The sequence below is a fragment of the Arthrobacter sp. efr-133-TYG-104 genome, assembly GCF_030208915.1.
In the GTDB taxonomy this organism is placed as follows: domain Bacteria; phylum Actinomycetota; class Actinomycetes; order Actinomycetales; family Micrococcaceae; genus Arthrobacter.
In genome coordinates, this window is the sequence record NZ_JARVTA010000001.1 from 49,257 (window position 1) to 74,581 (window position 25,325).

The 25,325-nt window shown below is 62.7% G+C and carries 23 protein-coding genes and 1 riboswitch; of the genes, 15 read left to right on the forward strand and 8 right to left on the reverse strand.

Annotated elements, in window-relative coordinates:
* Positions 1–213 precede the first annotated feature (213 nt).
* Positions 214–990 carry a type I methionyl aminopeptidase gene (gene map, locus QRN04_RS00270; protein ID WP_284974140.1) on the reverse strand — a complete coding sequence of 259 codons (777 nt, stop codon included), beginning with the start codon at positions 988–990 and terminating at the stop codon, positions 214–216.
* 179 nt (positions 991–1,169) lie between these two features.
* On the opposite strand from map, the gene QRN04_RS00275 reads away from it, so the two are divergent.
* Positions 1,170–1,391 (forward strand): hypothetical protein, encoded by a 222-nt coding sequence (locus QRN04_RS00275; protein ID WP_284974141.1) that lies wholly within the window; start codon positions 1,170–1,172, stop codon positions 1,389–1,391.
* Positions 1,392–1,417: 26 nt separating this feature from the next.
* Here the strand turns inward: QRN04_RS00275 and QRN04_RS00280 are convergent, their stop codons facing one another.
* Entirely contained in the window at positions 1,418–2,638 is a 1,221-nt protein-coding gene (locus QRN04_RS00280) for an amidohydrolase (protein WP_284974142.1), read from the reverse strand.
* Positions 2,639–2,712: 74 nt separating this feature from the next.
* On the opposite strand from QRN04_RS00280, the gene QRN04_RS00285 reads away from it, so the two are divergent.
* Positions 2,713–3,372 (forward strand): cyclodeaminase/cyclohydrolase family protein, encoded by a 660-nt coding sequence (locus QRN04_RS00285; protein WP_284974143.1) that lies wholly within the window; start codon positions 2,713–2,715, stop codon positions 3,370–3,372.
* A 56-nt stretch (positions 3,373–3,428) separates the two neighbouring features.
* Here QRN04_RS00285 and QRN04_RS00290 read toward each other — a convergent pair whose 3' ends face one another.
* Positions 3,429–4,979, reverse strand: a complete 1,551-nt coding sequence (locus QRN04_RS00290; protein ID WP_284974144.1) for an MFS transporter — start codon at positions 4,977–4,979, stop codon at positions 3,429–3,431.
* A gap of 72 nt (positions 4,980–5,051) precedes the next feature.
* Here QRN04_RS00290 and QRN04_RS00295 point away from each other — a divergent pair, with 72 nt between their 5' ends.
* The 8 genes from QRN04_RS00295 to QRN04_RS00330 all read left to right on the forward strand — a co-directional run bounded on the left by QRN04_RS00295 (position 5,052) and on the right by QRN04_RS00330 (position 16,208).
* On the forward strand, positions 5,052–5,591 hold the full coding sequence (locus tag QRN04_RS00295; protein ID WP_284974145.1) for a TetR/AcrR family transcriptional regulator: 540 nt from the start codon (positions 5,052–5,054) through the stop codon (positions 5,589–5,591).
* Positions 5,592–5,683: 92 nt separating this feature from the next.
* A riboswitch (glycine riboswitch) is annotated at positions 5,684–5,781 on the forward strand.
* A 177-nt stretch (positions 5,782–5,958) separates the two neighbouring features.
* On the forward strand, positions 5,959–8,805 hold the full coding sequence (gene gcvP / locus QRN04_RS00300; RefSeq protein WP_284974146.1) for an aminomethyl-transferring glycine dehydrogenase: 2,847 nt from the start codon (positions 5,959–5,961) through the stop codon (positions 8,803–8,805).
* Positions 8,806–8,817: 12 nt separating this feature from the next.
* Positions 8,818–9,966 (forward strand): glycine cleavage system aminomethyltransferase GcvT, encoded by a 1,149-nt coding sequence (gcvT, locus tag QRN04_RS00305; RefSeq protein WP_284974147.1) that lies wholly within the window; start codon positions 8,818–8,820, stop codon positions 9,964–9,966.
* 44 nt (positions 9,967–10,010) lie between these two features.
* A complete protein-coding gene (gcvH, locus tag QRN04_RS00310) occupies positions 10,011–10,397 on the forward strand; it encodes a glycine cleavage system protein GcvH (protein ID WP_284974148.1) in 387 nt (128 codons plus the stop codon).
* Between the two features lie 252 nt (positions 10,398–10,649).
* Positions 10,650–12,062 carry an L-serine ammonia-lyase gene (locus QRN04_RS00315; RefSeq protein ID WP_284974149.1) on the forward strand — a complete coding sequence of 471 codons (1,413 nt, stop codon included), beginning with the start codon at positions 10,650–10,652 and terminating at the stop codon, positions 12,060–12,062.
* A gap of 103 nt (positions 12,063–12,165) precedes the next feature.
* The gene (locus tag QRN04_RS00320; RefSeq protein WP_284974150.1) at positions 12,166–13,254 is read left to right on the forward strand and encodes a lipid II:glycine glycyltransferase FemX; all 1,089 of its coding nucleotides are present in this window, start codon (positions 12,166–12,168) and stop codon (positions 13,252–13,254) included.
* A gap of 107 nt (positions 13,255–13,361) precedes the next feature.
* Positions 13,362–14,678, forward strand: a complete 1,317-nt coding sequence (locus tag QRN04_RS00325; RefSeq protein ID WP_284974151.1) for a peptidoglycan bridge formation glycyltransferase FemA/FemB family protein — start codon at positions 13,362–13,364, stop codon at positions 14,676–14,678.
* Between the two features lie 42 nt (positions 14,679–14,720).
* The gene (locus tag QRN04_RS00330) at positions 14,721–16,208 is read left to right on the forward strand and encodes a threonine/serine exporter family protein (protein ID WP_284974152.1); all 1,488 of its coding nucleotides are present in this window, start codon (positions 14,721–14,723) and stop codon (positions 16,206–16,208) included.
* Positions 16,209–16,220: 12 nt separating this feature from the next.
* Here the strand turns inward: QRN04_RS00330 and QRN04_RS00335 are convergent, their stop codons facing one another.
* Together QRN04_RS00335 and QRN04_RS00340 are read right to left on the reverse strand one after the other, a co-directional pair.
* Positions 16,221–17,063 (reverse strand): siderophore-interacting protein, encoded by an 843-nt coding sequence (locus tag QRN04_RS00335; protein ID WP_284974153.1) that lies wholly within the window; start codon positions 17,061–17,063, stop codon positions 16,221–16,223.
* 165 nt (positions 17,064–17,228) lie between these two features.
* Positions 17,229–17,999, reverse strand: coding sequence for a uracil-DNA glycosylase (locus tag QRN04_RS00340; protein ID WP_284974154.1), 771 nt, complete (start codon positions 17,997–17,999; stop codon positions 17,229–17,231).
* Between the two features lie 103 nt (positions 18,000–18,102).
* On the opposite strand from QRN04_RS00340, the gene QRN04_RS00345 reads away from it, so the two are divergent.
* The 5 genes from QRN04_RS00345 to QRN04_RS00365 all read left to right on the forward strand — a co-directional run bounded on the left by QRN04_RS00345 (position 18,103) and on the right by QRN04_RS00365 (position 22,623).
* Entirely contained in the window at positions 18,103–18,438 is a 336-nt protein-coding gene (locus tag QRN04_RS00345; RefSeq protein ID WP_284974155.1) for a DUF3263 domain-containing protein, read from the forward strand.
* Positions 18,439–18,487: 49 nt separating this feature from the next.
* On the forward strand, positions 18,488–19,102 hold the full coding sequence (locus QRN04_RS00350; protein WP_284974156.1) for a LytR C-terminal domain-containing protein: 615 nt from the start codon (positions 18,488–18,490) through the stop codon (positions 19,100–19,102).
* A 184-nt stretch (positions 19,103–19,286) separates the two neighbouring features.
* A complete protein-coding gene (locus QRN04_RS00355) occupies positions 19,287–19,490 on the forward strand; it encodes a cold-shock protein (RefSeq protein ID WP_284974157.1) in 204 nt (67 codons plus the stop codon).
* A 311-nt stretch (positions 19,491–19,801) separates the two neighbouring features.
* A complete protein-coding gene (gene groL, locus QRN04_RS00360; RefSeq protein ID WP_284974158.1) occupies positions 19,802–21,427 on the forward strand; it encodes a chaperonin GroEL in 1,626 nt (541 codons plus the stop codon).
* A gap of 143 nt (positions 21,428–21,570) precedes the next feature.
* A complete protein-coding gene (locus QRN04_RS00365) occupies positions 21,571–22,623 on the forward strand; it encodes a ribonuclease HI family protein (RefSeq protein WP_284974159.1) in 1,053 nt (350 codons plus the stop codon).
* A 115-nt stretch (positions 22,624–22,738) separates the two neighbouring features.
* Here QRN04_RS00365 and QRN04_RS00370 read toward each other — a convergent pair whose 3' ends face one another.
* The 3 genes from QRN04_RS00370 to QRN04_RS00380 all read right to left on the reverse strand — a co-directional run bounded on the left by QRN04_RS00370 (position 22,739) and on the right by QRN04_RS00380 (position 25,319).
* Positions 22,739–23,029 (reverse strand): WXG100 family type VII secretion target, encoded by a 291-nt coding sequence (locus tag QRN04_RS00370; protein ID WP_284974160.1) that lies wholly within the window; start codon positions 23,027–23,029, stop codon positions 22,739–22,741.
* Positions 23,030–23,160: 131 nt separating this feature from the next.
* Entirely contained in the window at positions 23,161–24,606 is a 1,446-nt protein-coding gene (locus QRN04_RS00375) for a sensor histidine kinase (protein WP_284974161.1), read from the reverse strand.
* 2 nt (positions 24,607–24,608) lie between these two features.
* Entirely contained in the window at positions 24,609–25,319 is a 711-nt protein-coding gene (locus QRN04_RS00380) for a response regulator transcription factor (protein WP_284974162.1), read from the reverse strand.
* Positions 25,320–25,325: the final 6 nt, after the last annotated feature.

The following is a 25,325-nucleotide window of genomic DNA, read 5'->3' on the forward strand; positions in this document are numbered from 1 at the left end:
GTGGGGCTTCGAGGCAGGAAAGTTCAATCATGTGGGGCGTTTACTCCGTGAGACGACGATCACTAAATGAATAGCGTTCATTTAGTATGGCCGCTGTCACGCCTAAGTGCAAGGGGGTGCCTGTTGCCAGGCTTCTTGTTACGCGTCTGGGCGGCGTCCCGCCGTCGGTTGATCCCGACGTCGCAGGGCGTGTCAGTTATTGCTGTCCGTGGGTCAGCCCTTTGACGGCAACGTGAGGATTTCTGCTCCGGTTTCGGTGATTGCGATGGTGTGCTCAGTATGGGCAGTCCGGCAACCGGTCGCGCTGCGGAGCGTCCAGCCGTCGGCGTCGGTGACGAGCTCGGCCGTATCCGCCATGACCCATGGTTCCAGCGCCAGCAGCAAGCCGGGCTGCAGTTGGAATCCGCGGCCGGGCCGGCCGGCGTTGGGTACGTGGGGATCCTGATGCATGGTCGATCCGATGCCATGGCCGCCGAAATCAACGTTGACCGGGTATCCGGCCTCGGAGAGAACGGCGCCGATGGCGTATGAAAGGTCGCCGATGCGGGCTCCTGGCCGGGCTGCGGCGATGCCCGCGTCCAAGGCGCGGCGGGTTGTCTCTATCAGTGCCACGCTCTCGGCTGGCTGGGAATCTCCAACGACGAAGCTGATGGCAGCATCGGCGGCTATTCCACGGAGGGTCACTGCGAGATCGAGCGTCAGGAGGTCACCGTCTGCAAGGTTGTAGTCGTGCGGCTTACCGTGCAGGACTGCGTCATTGACTCCGGTGCAGATGTAGTGGCCAAACGGTCCACGACCAAACGACGGGGCGTAGTCGACGTAACACGATTCAGCACCTGCACCGAGGATCATCGTCTTGGCCCACTGATTTATCTCCAGGAGGTTCGTGCCTACTGCGCAGCGTTCCTTGAGTGCCTGCAGAATGTCCGCCACCAAAGCACCTGCTGCCTTGGCTCGCAGCAATTCGTTGGGGCTAAGGATCTCGATCATGCGGCACCTATCGTCAAGCGTCCAATAACTATCCCGGCCATATTAGTGTGGGCGCAAATCAACATCCGGACCAGTTGCACTGACACCGGCAGTTTTATAGACCGGCAGTGTTAAAAACAAGTCGACATCTGGTCCAGCTGCGAGGAACATTAAAGGACAGCCGTGGAAGGAGGTTGGTCATGTGCTACGCGTACTATGACAACTTCGAGCGGCGCACGAAGAAGGACTCCGCGCGCAAGCCCGAGATGCACCCAACTGAGGCAAAGGTGGAACAGGAGCCGCAGGCCCCACCAAGGAAGCCCCCGCAGGCAGAAGGCTCGCCGTGGTCGTTCCTGGTCCGCCGTCGTCGTGAATCCGAGGTAACCGAGCCAACAACGGAGCGTGTCCGCCAGGACGCCTAGCTCCGTCAGTTAGTGGCGAGGTTCCGTCAGTTAGTGGCGAGGAATTCCCGCGCAGCTGTTACGAGTGCCTCGGTGCCTTGAGTCAACGTCGGCTCGATGACAGGTGCAAAATGCGGGGAGTGGTTCGACGGGATGTCTTCCGGAAGGCGTCCCGTCGTCGCCCATTCCTGGAATAACGCCGGATCAGCGCCGCCGAGGAACCAGAAGACCAACGGAGCCCCGGCACCCTTTGCCAAGGCGCCCACATCCTCACTGCCCGAAACCGGGCCTGGGTCGATGACGTGGCCGGCGCCGAACTTCGCTTGGAACGCTTCGGTCACCCGACCTGCGGCCGCCTCATCATTGAACGTCAACGGAAAGTGGTCCTCATGGCTGAACTCGGGCTCCCGGGGAGCCCCGGAAGCAGCGGCTTCGCTGCGGACCACCCGCTCAATAGAGCCCAACACCTTGCCCCGCGTGGCGTCGTCGAATGAACGCACGCTCAACCCCAGCGTGGCCGTTTCGGGGATGATGTTGTTCTTGGTCCCTGAATGGATCTGCCCCACCGTGACCACCGCGGAATCGCTGGCGGCAAGCTCGCGGGCAACGATGCCCTGAAGCCGCACGGTTGCTGCAGCTGCCATGAGGACCGGATCGACAGTTGTTTCGGGTCGGGATCCGTGGCCACCTTGACCGTGCAACGTGATGGTCAGGGAGTCTGCGGAAGCCATGGCGACGCCGCCCCGTAGGCCCAACCAGCCGGCCGGGAACGGAGCTACGTGCTGGCCAAGGACGACGTCGGGCTTTGGCACCAAACCGTACAGTCCGTCATTCACCATTGCCTCAGCGCCGCCGCCCCATTCTTCCGCGGGTTGGAAAACCGCAATCAGTGTTCCCCGCCATTCCTGCCGCGCGGAGGACAAAGATTCCACGGCCCCGAGCAAGCAGCTCACATGCACATCATGCCCGCAGGCATGCATCACGGGAACTTCGTTGCCCTCCGGATCAATGCCAACTTCTGTACTGGCATAGTCCAAGCCCGTGGCTTCCTTGACCGGCAATCCGTCCATGTCAGCACGCAACATGACCACCGGTCCCGCTCCGTTCTCAAGCACGCCCACAACACCGGTTTTCCCGACGCCGCGATGCACCCTGAGGCCCAGTTGCTCAAGATGGCCGGCCACAATCCCGGCCGTTCGGACTTCCTGGAACGACAATTCCGGATGCGTGTGCAGGTCGCGGTACAGCTCTTGGAGGTCCATGCCCACAGCTTATCCACTGCACCACGCCGCGCTGCTTCAACAACTGCGTAGGTGGCCGGTCGCGGAGCACACTGGATGACATGACTAAATCCGACTCAATCACAACGCAGCAAACCACTGTTGAGGAATGGACCAAGGCGCTCGCCGAGTCCACTGGTTCTCCAGGGGGCGGAGCCGGCACCGGCGTCATGCTGGCAATTTCGGCGGCGCTAACATCCATGGTGGCCGGGTATACGGACGCGGACGGGGAGAATCGCGATGCTCTTGCAGGGATCCGGGGAAGAGCCAAGAAGATGCGCGAAGAGGCACTCAAATTAGCAGACGACGACGCCGTCGCCTCCGACGCTTTTGGCGCTGCCTTCCGCCTGGACCCGGGTCCGGAACGCGCTGAGGTAATCCGCCGCGCCTCCATAGAGGCCGCGAAATCGTCAGCAAGCCTGGGCGAGCGTGCCATGGAAGCCACCGAGGATCTTGCGTGGCTTGCCAAGCACGGGAATCCGGCGTTGATCGCCGATGTGGTGGTTGCCTTTGGAGCCCTCCGGGCAGCGATCGCCGGCGCCCGCACCAACGTGAGCTTCGATCTGGCCTCCCTGACCTCGGCCGGTACTCCCTTGGCGAAGGTCAGGGAACAGCACCCCGAACTGTGGGGGACCGTGGGCAGGCTCACCGAGGCCCTGGAGCGGATCGACGGGATCACGGCCAGCGTAGACGCGAAGGCGGCGCCAACAGAGGCGTTGTGAGGCCCGCTCTGCTGGCTATTCCCGGCGGGAAGCATGCAGAGCGGGCCACACAACGGTTATTGCGCCTTCGGTACGCGACGCAGAACGACGCCGGCAAGCACCGCCGCTCCAGCCATCAGAACCAGCCCAATCGCCGCGGTGATGTGGACGCCGGAGTCGAACGCGACCCGGGCAGCGGTCAGCAATGCCGCCGACGTCGGCTCAGGCAGGGTGCCCGCGGCGTCAACCGCGCCGGCCAACGTCTCCGAGGCCTTTCCGGCAACCTGCGAAGAGACGCCTGCGGGGATGACCAAGTTGTGCTGATAGGACGCGGTCAGGATGGACCCGAGAACGGCGGTGCCCAGCAGCGAACCGAGTTCATACCCCGTCTCGGAGATGGCCGAGGCTGCCCCCGACTTGTCCGCCGGAACAGAACCAAGGATGAGGTCGTTGGAGATGGTTTCCGCCGCACCAACACCTACCGCCAGTACGGTCAATGCCGACAAGAGGAACACTGGGCCCTCACTGTGGTTCCCGAGCACGGCTATGAGGTAGCCCGCCGCGCTGAGGGTCAGGCCACCGGCAACCACGAAGCCGGGCCGTACGCGCTTAACCAGCGGCACCACCAGCATGCCGGCCATCACGGTCGCCAAGAGGGCGGGAATCATGGCGATCCCGGCCTCCATAGGGGAACGGCCTTCAACGAGTTGCAGATGCTGGGCGAAGAAATAGATGAAACCCGTCATGGAGAACAGCGACAACACATTGGCCGCAATGGCCGTACTGAACACCTTGTTCTTGAAGAGGCTGACATCGAGCATCGGGCTGTCGATCCTCTGCTGGCGGCGAACAAAGAGAACGCCCATCACCAGGCCAAAAACGAGGAAACCGGCAGGCATGGCTCCAAAACCATGGATTGCGGATTCCTTGATGCCGTAAACGAACGGGGCCATCGTCACGATGGACAACACGATGCTTGGCGGATCAACCCGCCCGGGGTTCGCGTCCCTGGACTCGGGGATGAGCACCCTCCCGAAGGCCAAGAGCGGCAGCAACAGGAAAGCGGCCACCAGGAAGACTGCGCCCCACCAGAAGTGCTCCACCAGCCAACCACCGAAGATGGGGCCAAGGGCCGCCCCACCGGAAAAACCCGCTGCCCATACGGCGATGGCAAGCCGACGCCGGTTGGGATCGGTGAAGATGTTCCGGATCAAAGACAGCGTGGAAGGCATCAGCATGGCTCCGAAGATGCCAAGGGCGGCGCGACCGGCGATGAGCCACTCCGCCGAAGGGGCAAATGCCGTAGCAGCCGAAACCGCTGCGAAGCCTGTGCTGCCGATCATTAGCAACCGCCGTCGGCCGATCCTGTCGCCCAGGTTGCCCATGGAAACCAGCAAGGCTGCCAACACCAGGGGGTAGGCGTCGATAATCCACAGCAGCTGCACGCCGCCCACATCAAGGGATCGGGCGATCTGCGGCAGCGCGAAGGTCAGCGCGGTGTTGTCGACGGCGACCAGCAACACCGGGAACATCAGCAGTCCCAGCGCCGCCCAATCGCGCCACGGCGCTGTCCTGCCCAGAGCGGGCCGAACGGAGCGGGGAGCCTGAGTTGCGGACGGAGTGAACATGGCACTTACTATACCGTCCAGACGGTATAGTTTCAATTCAGATCAACCGATCCTTTAGGGAATGATGTAGTCATGCCACGAAAACCAGTTGCCCGCGACGCCGTCCTGGACGCCTATGAAGCCCTGCTCATTGAGGTCGGGGAGCGCGCTGCCACCCTCGACGCCGTCGCCAAGCGGGCAGGCGTGTCCAAGGGCGGGTTGCTGTATCACTTCCCGAATAAGGAATCTTTGATCACTGCTTTGCTGGCGCGCTTGGACCAGCTCGCGGAAGAGGACACGGAGAGGATGAAGGCAGCTCCTGAAGGAGCTGCTGTGCACTTCATTCGTTCCTCCCTGTGGGCTGACACGCCCATGGACCGCGCTTTCGTGGCTGCGACCCGCCTTGCCGAAGTGGCTCATGAAGAAACGAGGCTCAGGTTTGCCGCCATCCAGCAGATGTGGCTCGATGTCTTGGCAGAGGACGTGGGGCCGGACGTCGCCAAGGCCGTGAGCTATATGGGCGACGGCCTGTATTTCAACGCGATGTTCGAGGGCGGGCAGGACAATGGCAACGCCGGGCGGGCGGCCGACGTCGAGATTCTCTTAAGTGTCTTGGACCGGCTGCGGAACTAACGGGTCATCATTTGCGGGCAGCGGCGCCGCATAGGACAATTAACATTTGTGGCGTGCCTATCAAGGCGCCCATACACAACTGAACATGCCTTTGATCTGCGGCGGGAGAGTCCTGCAAGCAAGAGGTGCAGGCGCCGTAGGAGCAAATCCTCCCCAGGAATCTCTCAGGCCCATGCACCGCCGCGGCGAGGCAACTCTGGAAAGCAGCACAGCAATCGGCCCAACTCCGGGCAGGCTGCCGTGCTCACCGACGGTGCAAGCGATGATTGTCCACACAACGCGCGGAAACTCTCAGGTCCAATACAGAGTGGGGAGGGACCCAGCCGCTGTGGCGTACACAAACGCCGCCCAAGTAATGGAGTTCCCCGTGACGGTTAGTTCTGCCTCCACCACCTTCGTCGATCGGCATATCGGCGCACGACGCCAGGCCGACGTCGACACCATGCTCGCCTCCGTTGGCTATGACACGGTCGATGCCTTGGTTGACACCGCTGTTCCCAAAGACATCCGTCAGGACGTCGCACTCACGCTACAGGACGCGTTGAGCGAAGTGCAGGTTCTTGCTGAGCTCCGCAAGCTGGCGTCCAAGAACAAGACCGCTGTGCAGATGATCGGGCAGGGGTACTACGACACCGTCACGCCCCCTGTGATTCGCCGCAACATCCTTGAGTCTCCCGCCTGGTATACGGCATACACGCCGTATCAGCCGGAAATTTCGCAGGGCCGCCTCGAAGCGCTCCTGAATTTCCAGACCATGGTCCAGGACCTGGTTGGCCTCCCGATCGCCAACGCGTCGTTGTTGGACGAAGCCACGGCCGTTGCCGAAGCCGTCCTGATGATGCGCCGGGCGAACAAGTCCGCAGCGGCACGTGATGGCAAGACCGTCCTCGACGCCGACTGCCTCCCGCAGACCATCGCCGTGGTCAAGGGCCGTGCCGAGGCGTTGGGTTTCGAAGTTGAGGTCGCGGACCTGTCGCTCGGGCTTCCCGAGGGTGCCATCAACGGTGTTGTGCTGCAGCAGCCCGGCGTTTCTGGCCGGGTGTTCGATCACTCTGCTGTGATCGCTGAGGCCAAGGAGCGCGGTGCGTTGGTCACGGTTGCTGCCGACCTTCTGTCCCTGACGCTCATCACCCCTCCCGGTGAGCAGGGCGCTGACATTGCGGTCGGTTCCGCGCAGCGCCTTGGTGTGCCGTTGTTCTTCGGCGGCCCGCACGCGGCCTACATGGCCGTCCAGAAGGGCCTGGAGCGTTCCATGCCGGGCCGCTTGGTGGGTGTTTCCAAGGACGACGCCGGCGTCCCGGCCTACCGCTTGGCGCTGCAGACCCGTGAACAGCACATCCGCCGTGAGAAGGCCACGTCCAACATCTGCACGGCCCAGGCGCTGCTCGCGATCGTTGCTTCGATGTACGCGGTGTACCACGGCCCCGACGGCCTGAAAGCGATCGCTGAGACGGCTCACAACCACGCCCGTACCCTCGCGGCATCCCTGAAGGCTGCCGGCGTCGAGGTCCTTCACGGTTCCTTCTTCGACACCGTCACCGTCCGCGTCCCCGGTCGCGCTGCAGAGATCGTGGCTGATGCCGAGACCAAGGGCATCAACCTCCGCGGCATCGACGCCGACACGGTTGGCATCTCGGTTGATGAAACCACCACGACGGCGGTAGTGGCCGACGTTGCTTCGGTCTTCGGCGCTTCGGTTGCCGAGTCCACGGAGGGCTTCGCACTTGAGGGGTCCGTGGAGCGTACGAGTGACTTCATGCAGCACCCGGTATTCAACACGCACCGTTCCGAGACCCAGCTTCTCCGTTATATCCGTAAGCTCTCTGACCGGGATCTGGCGTTGGACCGCACCATGATTCCGCTGGGTTCGTGCACCATGAAGCTGAACGCGACCGCTGAGATGGAAGCGATTTCGTGGCCGGAGTTCGCCTCCATCCACCCGTTCGCCCCGGAGTCCCAGACCGAGGGGTGGCGTGAACTGATCAGCGACCTTGAGGCGCAGCTGACCGAGATCACCGGTTATGACCAAGTGTCCATCCAGCCGAACGCCGGGTCCCAGGGTGAGCTCGCCGGTTTGCTCGCGATCCGCGGGTACCACCGCTCCAATGGCGACGACCAGCGCAACGTGTGCCTGATCCCCGCATCGGCGCATGGAACCAACGCAGCGTCCGCCGTGCTGGCCGGGATGAAGGTTGTCGTTGTGGCCACCGCACCGGACGGCACCATCGACCACGTGGACCTCAAGAACAAGATCGAGGCCCACCGGGACGCGCTCTCGGCCATCATGATCACCTACCCGTCCACGCATGGTGTCTACGACGCCGACGTCCGTGAAGTGTGCGACGCGATCCACGAGGCCGGCGGCCAGGTGTACATCGACGGCGCGAACCTCAACGCACTCGTGGGCCTTGCCCAGCCGGGCAAGTTCGGCGGGGACGTTTCGCACCTGAACCTGCACAAGACCTTCTGCATCCCGCACGGCGGCGGCGGACCCGGTGTTGGCCCGGTCGCAGCGAAAGCACACCTGGCACCGTTCATGCCCGGCGATGCTGCGTCCTGGACCGAAGGCAACGGCGTCCCGATCTCGGCGTCCCGTTTCGGTTCGGCCGGTGTCCTGCCGATCTCCTGGGCGTACGTGAAGCTCATGGGCGGCCAGGGCCTGACCGACGCCACCAAGTCCGCGCTGCTCGCGGCGAACTACATCGCGTCCCGTCTCAACGACCACTTCCCGGTCCTCTACACGGGCGAGGGCGGACTCGTTGCCCACGAATGCATCCTGGACCTTCGCGAACTGACGGCCACTACGGGTGTTACCGCTGAGGACGTGGCCAAGCGTCTCATCGACTTCGGCTTCCACGCCCCCACCCTGGCGTTCCCGGTTGCGGGCACCCTGATGGTGGAGCCCACCGAGTCCGAGGACCTGGCCGAGATCGACCGGTTCATCGAGGCGATGATCACCATACGTGCCGAGATCGACCAGGTCGCCGCCGGGGACTTCTCCGTGCAGGATTCCCCTCTCCGCCGCGCACCGCACACGGCAGCCGCCGTCGTCAGTTCCGATTGGGACCGCGCGTACCCGCGTGAGCAGGCCGCGTTCCCCGTCCACCACCTCAAGCAGGACAAGTACTTCCCGCCGGTAGGACGCATCGACGGCGCAGCCGGTGACCGGAACCTCGTGTGCTCCTGCCCTCCGATCGAAGACTTCGAGAACTAAGGGGTTCCTGCAATGACTGAGAATTACACCGCTCTCTACGAAGAGCACAAGAAGCTCGGCGCGTCCTTCACGGACTTCGGTGGTTGGCAGATGCCGCTGAAGTACTCCTCCGAGTTGGCCGAGCACCACGCCGTCCGTAAGTCCGCAGGCCTGTTCGACCTCTCCCACATGGGCGAAGTCTGGGTCACGGGCCCCGAGGCGGCCGCCTTCCTGGACTACGCGCTGGTGGGCAAAATTTCCGCCATGGCCCAGGGCAAGGCAAAGTACTCGCTGATCTGCAACGCCGACGGCGGCATCATCGATGACCTCATCACCTACCGCCGCCCCTCCTCAGTGGAAGGCGAGGACAAGTTCCTCGTGGTTCCCAACGCGGGCAACGCCAAGGTTGTGGCCGCCGAGCTGCTGGAACGCGCTGCCGGCTTCGACGTTGTGGTGGAGGACGCCTCCGCGGCGACTTCCCTGATTGCCGTCCAGGGCCCCCTCGCGGAAGCCATCCTCCTGCGCCTGGTGCCGGCCGAACAGCACGCGCTGGTCCAGGATCTGAAGTACTACGCCGCCGTCGAGGTCCCGTTCACGTTCGACGGCGGAACCCAGGACCTGCTGCTCGCCCGCACCGGATACACCGGCGAAGACGGCTTCGAGATCTTCGTGCCCAACGAATCCGCGGCTGCGCTCTGGCAGGCGATCACCGAGGTCGCAGAAGACGGAGAGCTCGTCCCGGCAGGACTCGCCTCGCGTGACTCCCTGCGTCTGGAAGCCGGAATGCCCCTCTACGGGAACGAGCTCTCCCGCGAAGGGAACCCGTTCGCTGCAGGGCTCGGGCCTGTGGTGGCCGTGTCCAAGGAAGGCGACTTCGTCGGCAAGGATGCACTCGCGGCCCTGAAGGCAGACGGCGCCGGTTCCACCAACGGGCGCAAGCTCGTGGGCCTCAAAGGCCTGGGGCGTCGCGCTGGACGCGGGCACTACCCGGTCTTGAAGGACGGCGCAGTGGTCGGTGAGGTGACCTCGGGCCAGCCGAGCCCCACGCTCGGCTACCCGGTAGCGTTGGCTTATGTCAACGTCGAATTCTCCGAGGTTGGCACCCCGCTGGACATCGATCTCCGGGGGAAGAGCGAGCCGTTCGAAGTCGTAGCACTGCCGTTCTACAAGCGCCAAAAGTAAAACCCGCCGGTTTAGTTGTAGTCACCACACGTAAAGGAAACAGAATGCCCAAAGTAGCGCCCGAACTGCAGTACTCCGACGAGCACGAGTGGGTCTCCCGCGGCGAGGGAAACTCGGTGTCCGTTGGGATTTCCGAGGTTGCCACCGACGCACTGGGCGACATCGTCTACGTTGACTTGCCCGAGGTTGGAACTGCCGTAACTGCTGGCCAGACCTGCGGAGAGGTCGAGTCCACCAAGTCCGTCTCGGACCTGTACTCGCCTGTCACCGGCGAGGTCACCGAGATCAACGACGCCGTTGTCAGTGATCCGGCCCTGATCAACAACGACCCCTACGGCGCGGGGTGGCTCTTCAAGGTAGCCGCTGAGTCCGAGGGGCCGTTGCTTTCCGCCCAGGAGTACGCCTCCAAGAACGGCGGAGACCTTTCCTGATCTCTGTGCCCGCCATTTCGTGGGCTCGCTGCGCAGGACGCCGTACGCACGGCACTATCCGCAGCGAGGCCCCGAAACGGGCGCGGATGGGCGTAGCGTTGAATGCAGTAACTGAATAACTTGCGACGCCGGATTGCCGCCTTTGGGGGCCGTCCGGCGTCGTGCTTCGGTCGCCTTCCGTCACGAGCGGGAGTGGCCATCCGGCAGGACCATCTGCCGGAACGCCTCAAGTTTTATGAAGGAATCACGGCTATGGCTGTTGGTGTTTTTGATTTGTTCACGGTCGGCATTGGTCCGTCGAGTTCGCATACGGTGGGGCCGATGCGGGCTGGCGCGGTCTTTGCGCGGGAGCTTGTGGATAGCGGCGTGCTGGGGGACGTTGCGGGTTTACGGGTGGATTTGTATGGATCGTTGGCTGCGACGGGTCGTGGGCACGGGACCATGACGGCGACGTTGTTGGGGTTGGAGGGGTTTCAGCCCGAATTGATCCTGCCCGATGAGGTGGAGGAGCGTCTCGCGGCGATCGCTGACACCGGGTTGTTGAACCTTGCTGGTGCTTCGGGTGGGGGTGTGCAGCTGCCGTATGCGGTGGAGGATATGGTGCTGCATCCGTTGACGGTGTTGCCGCGGCATACGAACGGGATGAGGTTCGCGGTTTCTGATGCTGAGGGGAACGTTCTCAAGGAGGCGACGTTTTTCTCGGTAGGTGGCGGGTTCATTGTCCGTGAGGGTGAGGAGAACGCGGCCCGGGCTGAGTTGGAGGAGTCGAAGAAGGAGTTGCCGTTGCCGTTCCGGACGGCGGCCGAGTTGCTGGGCCGGTGTGCCTCGAAGGGGTTGGGGATCAGCGACATCATGTTCATCAATGAGCGGGCGTCCCGGTCTGAGGAGGAGATCCGGGAGGGCTTGCTGCATATTTGGGCTGTGATGGAGGCCTGTGTTGAGACGTCCTTGAAGCGTGAGGGTGTGTTGCCTGGTGGGTTGCGGGTCCGGCGTCGTGCTCCTGATTGGTTGGAGCGGCTCCTGAAGGAAGACAAGGACCGGAATGATCCGAAGTACTGGCAGGAGTGGGTGAACCTGATCGCGCTGGCGGTTAACGAGGAGAATGCCTCCGGTGGCCGGGTGGTCACGGCTCCCACGAATGGTGCTGCGGGGATCATCCCGGCAGTGTTGTATTACGCGTTGCACTACGCCCCGGGCATGGAGAACGCCACCCAGCGGGACCGCGATGATGTGGTGGTGAAGTTCTTGCTCGCTGCCGGTGCCGTGGGTGTGTTGTATAAGGAGCAGGCGTCCATTTCCGGTGCTGAGGTGGGGTGTCAGGGCGAGGTGGGGTCGGCGTCGTCGATGGCTGCTGCCGGGCTGGCTGAGGTGATGGGTGGTACGCCGGGTCAAGTGGAGAACGCCGCGGAGATCGCGATGGAGCACAACCTGGGGCTCACCTGTGATCCGATCGGCGGGTTGGTGCAGATCCCGTGTATTGAGCGGAACGCGATTGCTGCGGCGAAGGCGATCAATGCCGCGAAGATGGCGTTGTGGGGCGACGGGACACACCGGGTGTCCCTCGATGAGGTGATCGTGACCATGCGGGAAACGGGCAAGGACATGTCCGATAAGTACAAGGAAACCGCGATGGGCGGCCTCGCCGTCAACGTCGTCGAATGCTGAGCGCAACCACCTGATTTTTTGATCCCGATAGACTGGGTCCTGCATGTCCGCATGCACGCTCCACTCTGAACACCTACGCTCAACACGGCACCAAACCCTGAGATTGGACACGGCCACCTTGCGAGAATTTACCGCCCGCTTTGCCACCGCCGAGGAAACCGATAACTGGGACAAGCACGTCACGGCGAATCCCAACGGCGGCAACATGCTGCAGTCGGACGCCTATGCGGCAGTCAAGGACGGTAACGGTTGGCTGGTCCGCCGCCTGGTGGTGGAGACTGCCGACTACGCCAGCTACAACCTGTTGCTGGAGAAGAAGTTCCCGGTCCTCGGCCGCCTCTGGTACCTCATCAAGGGGCCAGACGCCGCCTCAGTCGAGGACATCAAACCCATGCTCACGGCCGTTGCGGCCCTGGCGAAGGAACAGAAGCTAAACGTCTTCACCATCAAGGTAGAGCCCGACGTCGTCGAGTCACCTGAGGTGACAGCGCAACTGCGGGCAGCCGGTTTGGTCAAGGCTCCGAACATCCAGTCGAACGACTTCACGGCGATCCTGGACATCTCGGCACCGGCCAATGAAGTGCTCAGGAGCATCTCGTCACGGGCCCGGAACGCCGTCCGCAGGGCTGAACGCGAGGGGTGCGAGGTTCTGCCGGCCGAGCCGGGCGAGGACAGCTACCGCAAGCTCTACGCCCTGATGCAGAACACCGTGAACGCCAAAGGCGCCATGCCGCTACGCAGCTACGAGTACTACGCCACTTTCTGGGGCGAGTTCTGCAGCCGCGGCCAGGGACACTTTTTCTTCGTCTACGAGGACGGGGCACCGAGCGTCGGCGCGTTCGTCATCAATTACGGTTCTAAGGCTACGTACAAGGACGGCGGTTCCACGCAGAACCGTAAGCAGTACGGCGACTCGCACTTGGCCCAATGGGCAGCCATCCAGCGGATGCAGGAACTCGGCTGTGTTGAGTACGATTTCTGCGGAACCCCTCCGGCTGCCCGCATCAAAGACAAATCCCACCCGCTGTACGGCCTTGGATCCTTCAAGACGAGCTTCACCAAGACCGTCACGGATTTCGTGGGGTGCTACGACATGGTCCTGAGCCCGCTCCGCTACAAGCTGTGGCTCAAGGGTGCCGAGAAGGTCTTCCGTCGACTCGAAACAATGCGCACCGGCGGCCAGTTCTACTGAGCGCGTAAGAACAGGCAACAAGCACGGCCCGGCCCGGCTACTCACGGGTGCAAAATCTACTTTTAGGTGAGGTAATTTCTTTGACACCGATTCAGGCTGGAACCGAGATGGAATTCGTGATTCTCAGCGACACTGATTACGAGACGTTCGCCAAAGGACACCCTCAGGGTAGCTTCATCCAATCCATGGATCTGACCAGGTTCCAGCGCGCACGCGGGCAGGAAGTGGAGCTCTTCGGCGTTACCAGGGGTGGAAGCCTCATCGCTGCCGGGAAACTCGTCTACGCGTCGAATCGCTTCGGTTACAAGACCGCGGACTGCGCCAAGGGCCCGCTGATGGATTATTCCGACGCCGTGGCGGTGCGCTTCGTCGTCGAGCAGTTGAAGAAGCACGCGGCTACCAAGAAGGCTGCTGAACTGCGGATCTCACCCAACGTCCGGTACATCGCGCGGGATGAGGAAGGCGCGGAACACCCGGAGATCGAGGACAACCGGCCTCTGATGAAGGAATTGCAGGGCCTTGGATTCCAGCACCAGGGTTTCGATATGAACTTTGCCAACATCAACTGGATGTTCGTGAAGCAGCTCGACGGGATCGCGGATTCCGAGGAACTCATCATGGGCATGAACTACCGGACCCGCAAGGCCATCCGTAAGGCCGAGAAGAACGGCGTCTACCTAGAACAGGCCACCCTGGAAACACTGGACGACTTCTACAATGCCCTCAGCACGGCAGGGGATGAGAAGGGCTTCACCTACCGCGAACGCGAGTACTACGAGCAACTCCTCCGCAACACCTCCGATGAGTTCACCAAGCTCATGATGGCCAAGATCAATATCCCTGAGTATCGGGCGTCCATCACCGAGCGCCTGGAAGCTGAATCCAAGACGTTGGCCGAGCTCAAGCGTGAGGTCGAAGAAACCGGCAGCAAAAAGAAGGCCAACCGGATCAAGGTTGTACAGGACCTCGTGGACAGCTACGAGCGGAGCCTAAAGGACATTGAACGATTCCCGGACTCGGTGGGCGTGGCCACCGTTGCCGCCATCCACTTCGCATGCTCAGGTGATGAACTGGTGTGCGTCATAGGTGGAACCGTCCAGGACTACATCTATTTCAACGGCGCAACATCCCTTTACTGGGGCATGATGCTCCACGCGCTGAACAACGGGTACTCCCGTTACAACTTCTATGGCACGTTCGGAATCCAAGGCCAGGACGAGACTGGTCACGGCGGTTACGAATTCAAGAAGGGATTCGGCGGCGAAGTGGTCCAACTGGTTGGTGATTTCGTGGCGCCCGTGAATCCCTTGGCATTCACCGCGTACCGCACGGCCAGGAAGCTTGCAGGGACTGTCCAGACGGTTCTGGGAAGATTACCAGTAGAGAAGTTGCCCGTACTGAGGAAACTCCGGAGAAACCGCTGATCAAAAAGGCGCTGATCAAAAAAGCAACGGGAGGATCGCTGCGTGACTGAATGGCCCGAAGGGTCCGGCGGCCGTCCGCCAACGGATGGCTTGCCCAAGACCCAGCCGCTGCGACCATCGCAGGTGCGGCAGAACGTCACCGCAAAACGCATGCTGATGCGCTTGGTTCAAGGGGACAGTCCGCCCACCGCGCCCATGAATATCGTGGACCGGCTGGCGGGAAGTCCTTACGCCAATCCCACCATCCAGGTGGCGGGCGTGGATGCCTCCGCCCGGAAAACGATCGACTTCGCCCTGCATTTGGCCGAAGTCATGTTCCGTTACGGTGCCGGTGCCCTTGAGGTTGAGACCAGCATGATTGCCGTGACAGCAGCCCTGGGCCTCAAAAACGTTGAAGTGGACATCACCAACCAGTCGGTCGCCATCAACTACGCGCCCAAGGACCAGACCCCCATTACGCTTCTTCGCGTGGTCCGTTCCTGGACGAATAATTATGCGGGACTCGCCCAGGTCCACCAGCTGGTGACCGACATCATCGCAGGGGGAGTGGGCCGTGACGAAGCAGTTCGTCGCCTGAACGGCATCATTCGCAGCGCCAAGCCGTTTCCCCGCTGGATGGTAACCATGGCCTTCGCAGTATTTGCCGCGGTCTTCGTGGGCGTCCTGGGTGGGGGCCTCGGAGCGTCCGCCGTTGCTTTCGCTTCCAACCTCATGGTCAGCCTGCTGGCACGTCGACTGACCAAGTGGCGGACCGCGGATTTCTTCGTCACCATGGCGTGCGCGTTCCTGGTGACCTTTATCGCGTTGATGCTTCGATGGGCCGGCGTAGACATCGCGCCATCGATTGTGGTTGCTGGCGGGATCTTGCTGTTGTTGCCTACAGGTCGGCTCGTTTCAGCCGTGCAGGACGCCATCAATGGCTTCCCCGTCACAGCCGCGGGACGGTTCCTCTCAACATTGCTCACCTTTGGCGCCATCGTTGCGGGCATCGCCGTCGCTGTGGTGGTGGGAACGGTGATGGGAAGCGCGGTGCTGGACGTCACCCAAACATTCCCGGACGCGTACCCTTTGTGGGGCAAAGCGGTCTTGATAGCCATCGCTGTGCTGGCCATCGGTGTTACCGAACAGACCCAGATGCGATTGCTCCTCCCGACGGCGGCCGTAGGTATCGTGGGCTTCTTTGTCCTGTGGGGGGTCGGCCAAGGGGGTGTCGGGGACCGCCTGTCTCCGGCCGTTGCCGCCGTCGTCATCGGATTGTTGGCCAGGGTCCTCGCGCTCAAACTGGGCGCCCCGCAGCTGGTGGTCGCTGTTCCGGCGGCACTGATCCTGCTTCCCGGGCTAACTATATTCCGCTCCATGTATGTTTTGACCGTTGAGGGTGGCAACATTTTGGTGGGCGCCGGAGGCATGCTGAATGCAGGTGCGATTGTGCTCGGGGTGGCAGCCGGAATTGTGCTCGGTGACAACCTTGCCAGGCCGCTGACCAAGGGGCTGTCCAGCAATGAGCGGCGCCGGGTACGGCGGCGTTAGTTCCTGAAAGGCCTAGATTTTGCCTACGGGCAATTTCTTCTCGGCTTGGAATACTTCCTCCACGCGGCCCTGCGCCCAGTACCCCGAGAGGGAGACCTGAGAACGCTCCAAGCCCCTTTGGCTGAAGAAGATCTCGCGGAGACCCTTCATATAGCCACGCTCCCCATGGGCGAACACGTCTACCTGGCCCGGTAACCACTCGATGCCGCGGAGCGACTCAAGCAGCAGCTCGCTGGATCCGGCGGGTACTCCGCGGCGGAACAGCCAGTGAAGTTCGACGCCCGGGGGCCCCGCGATCGGGAGAATATCGGCCTCGCTGTCCACCTCCAGGAACACCATGCCCCGGGCTTCTTCGGAGAGGGACTCGACGCAGGCTGCGATGGCCGGAATCGCGGCGTCGTCGCCGGCAAAAAGATGCCAGTCGGCGTCCGGCGCTGGGCTGTAGGCACCACCGGGACCAGTGAAGATCAGGTCGTCTCCGGGTTGGGCGGCGGCGGCCCACGGTCCAGCCAGGCCTTCGTCGCCGTGGACCACAAAGTCGATGGCCAGTTCCTTGACTTCCATGTTGACCCAGCGGACGGTGTAGGTCCGTGTGTGCGGCCACTGCTCGCGGGGCATGGTTTCCCGGATGGCCCACAAGTCCAGCGGCAGTTGGTAGTCGACGCCCGGCTGCGGGAAAACGATCTTGACGTATCTGTCTACGTGCTCGTTGTTTTCGTAGTCCGCGAAGCCCTCTCCGCCCGCCACAATCCGCACCATGTGGGGCGAAAGGAGCTCTTTACTCAGCACTGTCAGGTTGACCTGCGGGCGGGTTTTGCGTGTGGCAGAGGATGTCGATGGGAGTGCGGCGTTCATAGAAGCAAGCCTAGGCCACTGCGTCTCAGCAACCGCCCCCTCGTTGTGGGGCCCGCTCTGCAGCCTAAATCACCCTCCAACCCTGCAGAGCGGGCCCCACAACGGAGCAAGGGCGACCCTCCAGCTCGTGGGGCCGCCACTCGTGGCGCCGCTACTCGTGGCCCTTTAGAGGACCGGGAGTTCCCAGTCAATCGGGGCGGCGCCCTGCTCGCGCAGCAACTCATCGGCCTGGCTGAAGGGCTTGGAGCCGAAGAAACCGCGAGAGGCCGAAAGCGGACTGGGATGGGGAGACGAGATGGACGGGGCACCTCCCAGCAGGGGTTCGACGGACAACGCATCTTTTCCCCACAGGATCGCCACCAGCGGGCTCTGCCGGCCCGAGCCGTCGGTGCGTTCCGCCACCGCCGTGACGGCCGCCGTCGTGATAGCCTCCCAGCCTTTCCCTCGATGCGAGCCGGCAGCTCCCGCGGAGACACTGAGGACCCTGTTCAAGAGGAGGACGCCTTGATCGGACCAAGCGCTGAGGTCTCCGTGGACACGGGGCGGCAGGCCAAGGTCATCGTGGAGCTCGCGGTAGATGTTTGCCAGACTTCGCGGGATGGGCCGGGTCTGCCTGGCCACGGCGAAGGAAAGTCCGACGGCATGTCCCGGCGTCGGATACGGATCCTGGCCGAGTATCAGTACCTTGACATCGGCGAGGGGGCGCCGGAACGCCCGCAGGAGGTTGTCCGCAGAGGGCAGCACTTGGATGCCGGCGTCGGCCTGGGCCGCGACGAAAGCGAAAACGTCGCGGAACTGTCCTTCCAGAGGAGATAAGGCAGCCGCCCAGTCGGGCGCCATCAGCTCATCCAACGGCCTGCCCACCAGTTCGGCAAAGCCAAGGTCCGGCACCGCCGCCGGTTCAAGATCAAAGAGAGCATCCTCGCCAGTCACCACGCCATTGTCTCCTGCGTCCGGCGCCCATGCGAATGACAGCGTTGTTATTCGCCCCTAACATGGGGGTAGGTCTTTTCCCATCTGAGCGTCGAAGGAGCCTGCCATGGCCGAACCAGCACCGGATCCGATGGCGCAGCAAGCCACCGACTTTGACCGCGCGGACTTTGTCGGAAATACCCGCCCTGATTCCCCGCTCAGTGAGCGGGATCAGCAGATGTTGTCCTTGGAAAGGCAATGGTGGAAGTACTCCGGCGCCAAGGAACAAGCCATCCGTGAGCTGTTCGATCTCTCGGCGACGCACTACTACCAGATCCTGAATGCGCTGATCGATACGGAAGATGCGTTGGCGCACGATCCCATGCTGGTCAAGAGATTGCGTAGACTACGTACGTCCCGCCAGCGCGCGCGGACTGCGCGCCGCTTGGGGTCCGACGCGTAAAACGCCCGGCTGATCTGTCAGCAGCAACCAGCAAGGACAACGCTTCACCATGACCAAATATGCCAGGGACGAGTTCGACCAGGTCCCAGAGAACAGCTCCCGGCAAGGCGTCCACCGCGACGCCCAAGCAACGTCCCGGCCCGCTTTGTGGCCGGTCCTCACCGTCGGGGCAGTGGCCTTGGTGCTTGGCTTGGTGGCGTTCTTGATCCTTCCGCGCCTTGGGTTTGTGGCACCGAGCGCAGCCCCTGGCGTTTCGACGTCGGCACCCCGCCAGAGCAGCGCGCCGCCGTCGGCGGCCCCCAGCGCATCGAGCAGCGCCCCGGCTGCGTCCCCGGCGCCCAGCGCGACGCCGTCCGAAACTCCCTCCGCGACCCCGACGGCGGCTCCCGTGGACAAGTCCACCCCGGTGGCTGTCTACAACGGTGCCGGCACGGCCGGTTTGGCCTCCAAGGTCGCCGGCTTGGTCCAAGGCGGCGGCTGGACCTTGGGTACGGTGGGCAACTGGGGCGGCCTGCCACAGAAATCTTCCGTCATCTTCTATAACGCGCCGGCCCAGAAGGCTAATGCCGAAGCTTTGGGTACCCTTCTCGGGATCCAGCAAGTAGTCGAGGCCCCTGACGTCCAGCAGCCGCTCGTGGTGGTCGCAGGCCCGGGCTACCAGTAAGCGCCGGGTTACCAGCAAACGCAGGGTCACCAGTAAACACGGCACCATCCCGGTTAAGCCTCAATAACAAAAGCGATGCACTTCGCCAGCGCGGCACCGCGTTGCGATCACAGTGGTTACAGTGGATTAACTCCGGCCCGGAGATCCCGGCTACCGGACTTTGGCTACTGTGAAAGTGGGCATCATGGCTTTGGGAACCGTCAAATGGTTCAACGCCGAAAAGGGTTACGGCTTCATCACTGTGGATGATTCCGGCGACGACATCTTTGTACACTGGTCCGCCCTTCAAATGGACGGATTCCGGGCCCTTGAGGAGGGCCAGAGGGTTGAGTTCGAATTGGGGGAGGGGCAGAAGGGCCCCCAAGCGGAGAGTGTACGCGTCGCCTAAGCCGCGGACACTGGCGGCGGACGCCGGCAGGAACCTTTTCGTTTATAGCGCAGCGTGGAGCCGCTGCTTGCACTCTCCCCGGGTGAGTGCTAATTATTGAGTTAGCACTCCAACGGTTCGACTGCTAAGTGCGGCCCGGTTAATCCGGCCCAAAAGCTAGCGAACCGGCGGGGGATCAAGAAACACCTTTTGGTGGGGTGAGGTCCGGAAGCGCGCGGCATACAGAGGCCGCAAGCGAAAGGCCGTCCGTCGCGGGCACTCCATCAGACAGGTACCTTCTTAACGACTGTCCCGAAAGGACTACCGCCGTTATGGCCAAGATCATTGCATTTGATGAAGAGGCACGCCGCGGCCTCGAGCGGGGTTTGAACATCCTCGCAGACGCCGTCAAGGTCACCCTCGGTCCGCGTGGACGCAACGTCGTCCTCGAAAAGAAGTGGGGCGCCCCCACGATCACCAACGATGGTGTTTCCATCGCCAAGGAGATCGAGCTGGACGATCCTTACGAGAAGATCGGTGCGGAACTGGTCAAGGAAGTTGCCAAGAAGACGGATGACGTCGCTGGCGACGGAACCACCACCGCAACGGTTCTTGCCCAGGCATTGGTCAAGGAAGGCCTGCGCAACGTCGCGGCCGGCGCTGACCCGCTGTCCCTCAAGCGCGGCATCGAGAAGGCTGTTGAAGCAGTCATCAAGGAACTGCTGTCCTCGGCCAAGGAAATCGAAACCAAGGAAGAGATCGCAGCCACGGCTTCCATCTCCGCCGGCGACCCGGAAATTGGCGCACTGATCGCCGAGGCCCTGGACAAGGTGGGCAAGGAAGGCGTCATCACGGTCGAGGAATCCAACACCTTCGGCTTGGAGCTTGAGCTCACCGAGGGCATGCGCTTCGACAAGGGTTACATCTCCGCATACTTCGTCACCGACGCTGAGCGCCAGGAAACGGTCCTCGAAGACCCGTACATCCTGATCGTGAACTCCAAGATCTCCAACGTGAAGGAACTCGTTGCAGTCCTGGAGAAGGTCATGCAGTCGAACAAGCCGCTGCTGATCATCGCTGAAGACATCGAGGGCGAGGCCTTGGCCACCCTGATCGTCAACAAGATCCGTGGCACCTTCAAGTCCGTTGCCGTCAAGGCTCCGGGCTTCGGTGACCGCCGCAAGGCACAGCTCGCCGACATCGCCATCCTCACTGGTGGCCAGGTCATCTCCGAAGAAGTTGGCCTCAAGCTCGAGAACGCCGGCCTCGAACTCCTCGGCACCGCCCGCAAGGTCGTTGTCACCAAGGACGAGACCACCATCGTTGAAGGTGCCGGCGACGCCGAGCAGATCGCTGGCCGCGTGGCCCAGATCCGCGCCGAGATCGAGAACTCCGATTCCGACTACGACCGCGAGAAGCTGCAGGAGCGCCTGGCCAAGCTGGCCGGCGGCGTTGCAGTCATCAAGGCTGGCGCGGCTACCGAAGTTGAGCTGAAGGAACGCAAGCACCGCATTGAGGACGCTGTCCGCAACGCAAAGGCTGCCGTTGAAGAAGGCATCGTTGCCGGTGGTGGCGTGGCCCTCATCCAGGCCGGCGCCAAGGCGTTCGCCAACCTCAACCTCGAAGGTGACGAGGCAACTGGTGCCAACATCGTCAAGGTTGCCATCGACGCTCCGCTCAAGCAGATCGCTTTCAACGCTGGCCTCGAGCCGGGCGTTGTAGCGGACAAGGTTCGCGGCCTGCCCTCCGGCCACGGCCTGAACGCTGCCACGGGCGTCTACGAAGACCTTCTGGCTGCCGGCGTCAATGACCCCGTAAAGGTCACCCGCTCGGCTCTCCAGAACGCTGCTTCCATCGCTGGTCTGTTCCTGACCACCGAGGCAGTGGTTGCTGACAAGCCCGAAAAGAACGCCCCGGCTGCCGGTGGCGACGACATGGGCGGCATGGGCGGCTTCTAAGCCCTCCCGCTCTTTGCAGTAAGAGCATCACGACGGCGGTCCCCACCATTTGGTGGGGGCCGCCGTTTTGCTGTGCCCGAGTACTTTGTGTGGTCTTTGAGCTGCGCGTTTTAGTGTCAGTAAGGTCTGGCAGGATTAAGTCCATGACGATTATTGCTGCCGCCGACGGGTCCGCCCTCGGTAATCCTGGGCCGGCCGGTTGGGCCTGGTACGTTGACGATTCCTGTTGGCGGGCAGGGGGATGGCCGCATGGGACCAACAACCAAGGCGAGTTGATGGCTGTCCTGGACTTGTTCCGGTCCACGGCGCATGTTCCCGACCAAGATTTGCTGATCCTGTGCGATAGCCAGTACGTCATCAACTGCATCACCAAGTGGATGCCGGGTTGGAAGCGGAAGGGGTGGCGGAAGGCAGACGGCAAGGCTGTCCTGAATGTGGATCTGCTCAAGGACATCGATCAAGCCATCACCGGACGCAAGTACACCTTTGAATGGGTAAAGGGCCATGCCGGGCATGACCTCAACGAAGCGGCGGACGAGCGTGCACGCGCGGTGGCCGTTGCTTATCAGCAGGGCGTAGCTCCCCGCAGCGGGCCGGGCTTCCCGGGAGCTCCGGCTGCGGTAGGTAGCGAGCTTGGGGACCGTCCTGCCGGGCTGCAGAGCCCAGCCGCGAAGCCCCAAGCGCTGGCCTCGTTAGCCCAGGGCACCCGCCAGCAAACCCCCGCCGGTCAGCAGCAATCTCGGGCAGGGCGGACATCCTGGCCGCATTCGGAGCCGACCCTTTTTGGCGAGTCCGGAATCTTTGGCCAACCTGACCTTTTCAGCGAACTCGACGAACAAACTTCGGTGGTGCCGCCGTCAGCCGAAGACACGGTCTTGGCGTTGGAACGCGAGATGCTCAGGCCGGAGGTGCGGGCGGACATCGGCAGGATTGGCGTTTTGCTCCACCCGGACTTTGCCGAGATCGGGAGCTCCGGCCGATTTTGGACCCGGGATGCCATGATGATGGCCCTGGAGGAAGATCCCGGTGAACCCACTGAGCTAGAGCTCCTGAGCGCAGATCGCCTGAACGAGGACACCATACTCCTGAACTATCGCAGTCTGGCACCTGCAGGAGCTGCTTTACGCAGCTCCGTGTGGATGCTGGACCGGGGCCAATGGCGGCTGAGGTTCCACCAAGGGACACGTGAACAGTAGCGGAACGCGCTAGCCGGCCGGACCAGCCCAATCAAGACCTGCGAGGGCCGCCTTCAAGGGGGAAGAGAGGGGCCCCGCAGGAGTCATCTCGGCCGATGGCCGGGCAATGAAAAGGCTAGAAAGCGAAGCGCTGTGTGTTGCCCTGTTCCACCTCAAGGTAACTGGTAGCTGCTGAGGAGAGCGCGGCGTCAATGGACGCAAGCGACGCTTCCACCTTGCTCTGGGTCAGGGACCACTCCACGAGGAGTGCTTGGAAATTGGTAGCGGCCGAGCCCTTCCAGGTGGCCTGTAGTTCCTCCAAACCCCGCCTCATGGCTTGGACGTCGGTACTGACTCTGTCCACTGTTGCCTTGACGTTGGCGGACTTGAGCTGGAGCAGTTCGGTATCGACGGAGATGACGCTCATAGGGGATGCCTTTCGACGAAGATGTTCCGCTGGATGCGGCGGGTTGCGTGGCCACACCAATCAGCCTAGGTATCCGGCACCCTGGGCAGTACCAGCCATCACCTCTATGTGGATAACGGTCGGTGGAACAGCTACGTGGACAAAAGCTCGGCGGGCTCTTCGTGGAAGGGGAGGCTGACCACCATGGTGGCACCGCCGCCGTCGGTCTCTTTGACCCGGACGGAGCCGCCGTGTGACCCGACGATCGCAGCAACGATAGCCAATCCGAGTCCGCTGCCACCGGTTTCCCGGGTGCGGGACGTGTCCGCCCGATAGAAGCGCTCAAAGATCTTGTTGGTTTCTTCTTCGGGAATGCCGGGGCCGTGGTCCCTGATCTCTATGACCGATTCCGCGCCGGTGGGAGTGTGCTGAACTCCCACAGCAAGTTCGATGGGACTTCCCTCCGGCGTGTATCGCAGGGCATTGCCAACGAGGTTTCCGATGACCTGGCGGAGCTTCGCCTCGTCGCCCTGTACGGGGGCGGGGGTTGGTGCAGCGCCGGCAAGTCCTTGCAGCGTGATGGAACGGTCGCCGCAGGAAGCCTTGGTATCGACCACGGCGTCGTTGGCTAGGAGTTGAAGGTCCACCGGTTTGAGCTGCAAGGGGCGCTGCTCATCCAACCTGGCCAAGAGCAGCAGGTCCTCCACCATGGAGCCCATCCGTTTTGCTTCGCTTTCGATGCGCCCCATGGCCATGGCAACATCTTCCTCGGTGGACAAGGCGCCATGGCGATACAGCTCGGAGAAACCACGGATGGTCACCAAAGGAGTGCGGAGTTCATGGGAGGCATCAGCGGCGAAGCGGCGCATGCGCCCCTCGGACGCCGCACGCGCAGCGAACGAGGCCTCAATGTGGGAGAGCATGGTGTTCAGTGACCTGCCCAGCCTGCCCACCTCGGTGTGCGGGCTGTCGAATTCCACGCGGCGGGAAAGGTCACCCGCAGCAATGGCCGCAGCTGTTTTCTCCACCCGTGCCAGCGGCCGGAAGGACCGCGCGACCGTCCAGGTGGCGATGAAGAATGCCAGCACCAGCGTCAGCAAACCAACGCCCACCACCACCAGGAGGGCGTGCTCCATGACCTTGTCCACAGGGGTAAGGGGGAGCCCGATGATGACAACGCCGCTCTGCCCGTTGGCGACCACTCCCACGGCAACTACACGCCAGTTGGTACCGGCCGTGCCCCTGACCTGGAAGGGGACATTGCCGCGATCCTTGGCTTCGGCCGGAGTGATGTTGGAGATCGCCGGCCGGTCGTTCTGGCTTCCGCCGAACGGGTAGGGGGCAAGGTTGGGTACGTAAAGGGTCAGCGAATAATCGGTGGGCACCGCAGTGTTGGGCTCAGACAGCTTGTCGAAGGATTGCTGGTCCTGGGCCAGCGCTACTGCGGCCTTGAGCTTATCGTCCACCTGGCCTTGCAGATAGCTCTTGACGAGGGTCAAGGTGCCAGCGCCGGTGGCCGCCAGCGCCAACAGCAGCAGTCCCATGATGATCGCGACCAGCTGCGACCTCAGGGACGCCGACTTCCAGCGTTGCAGCAAGGTCAGCGCTTCTCTGCCGTCCGCAGCACGTAGCCGACGCCGCGCTTGGTCTGGATGAGGGCGGCAGCGTCAGGATCGATGTCCACTTTGCGCCGTAGGTAGGAGATGTAGGACTCGACGATCGACGCATCACCGTTGAAGTCGTACTCCCACACGTGGTCGAGGATTTGCGCTTTGGACAGGACGCGGTTGGGGTTGAGCATCAGGTAGCGCAGGAGCTTGAACTCTGTCGGCGAGAGCTCGATGACCGTCCCGCCGCGGCGGACCTCGTGGGCGTCGTCGTCCAGTTCAAGATCGTCAACCCGGATCACGGCGTCGTCATCTTCAAGCGGCTGCGTCCGCCGGAGGACCGCCCTGATACGTGCAACTACTTCGTCGAGGCTGAAGGGCTTGGTGACGTAGTCATCGCCGCCCACCGTGAGGCCGGTGACCTTGTCCTCGGTGTCGTCCTTGGCCGTGAGGAACAGGACCGGGAAGTGCTTGCCCGCCGCGCGAAGGCGCCGGGTGACGGTGAAGCCGTCCATGTCCGGCAACATCACATCCAGTACGGCGAGGTCCGGAGCATGGAGTTCCGCGGCAGCCAGGGCCTCGCGACCGTTCGACGCAGCAACGACCTCGAAGCCTGCAAAGCGCAGCGACGTGGACAGCAGCTCGCGAATGTTGGGTTCGTCATCGACGACAAGCAGCTTTGCTTCCGGACCGTTCTTTTTCATGCATCC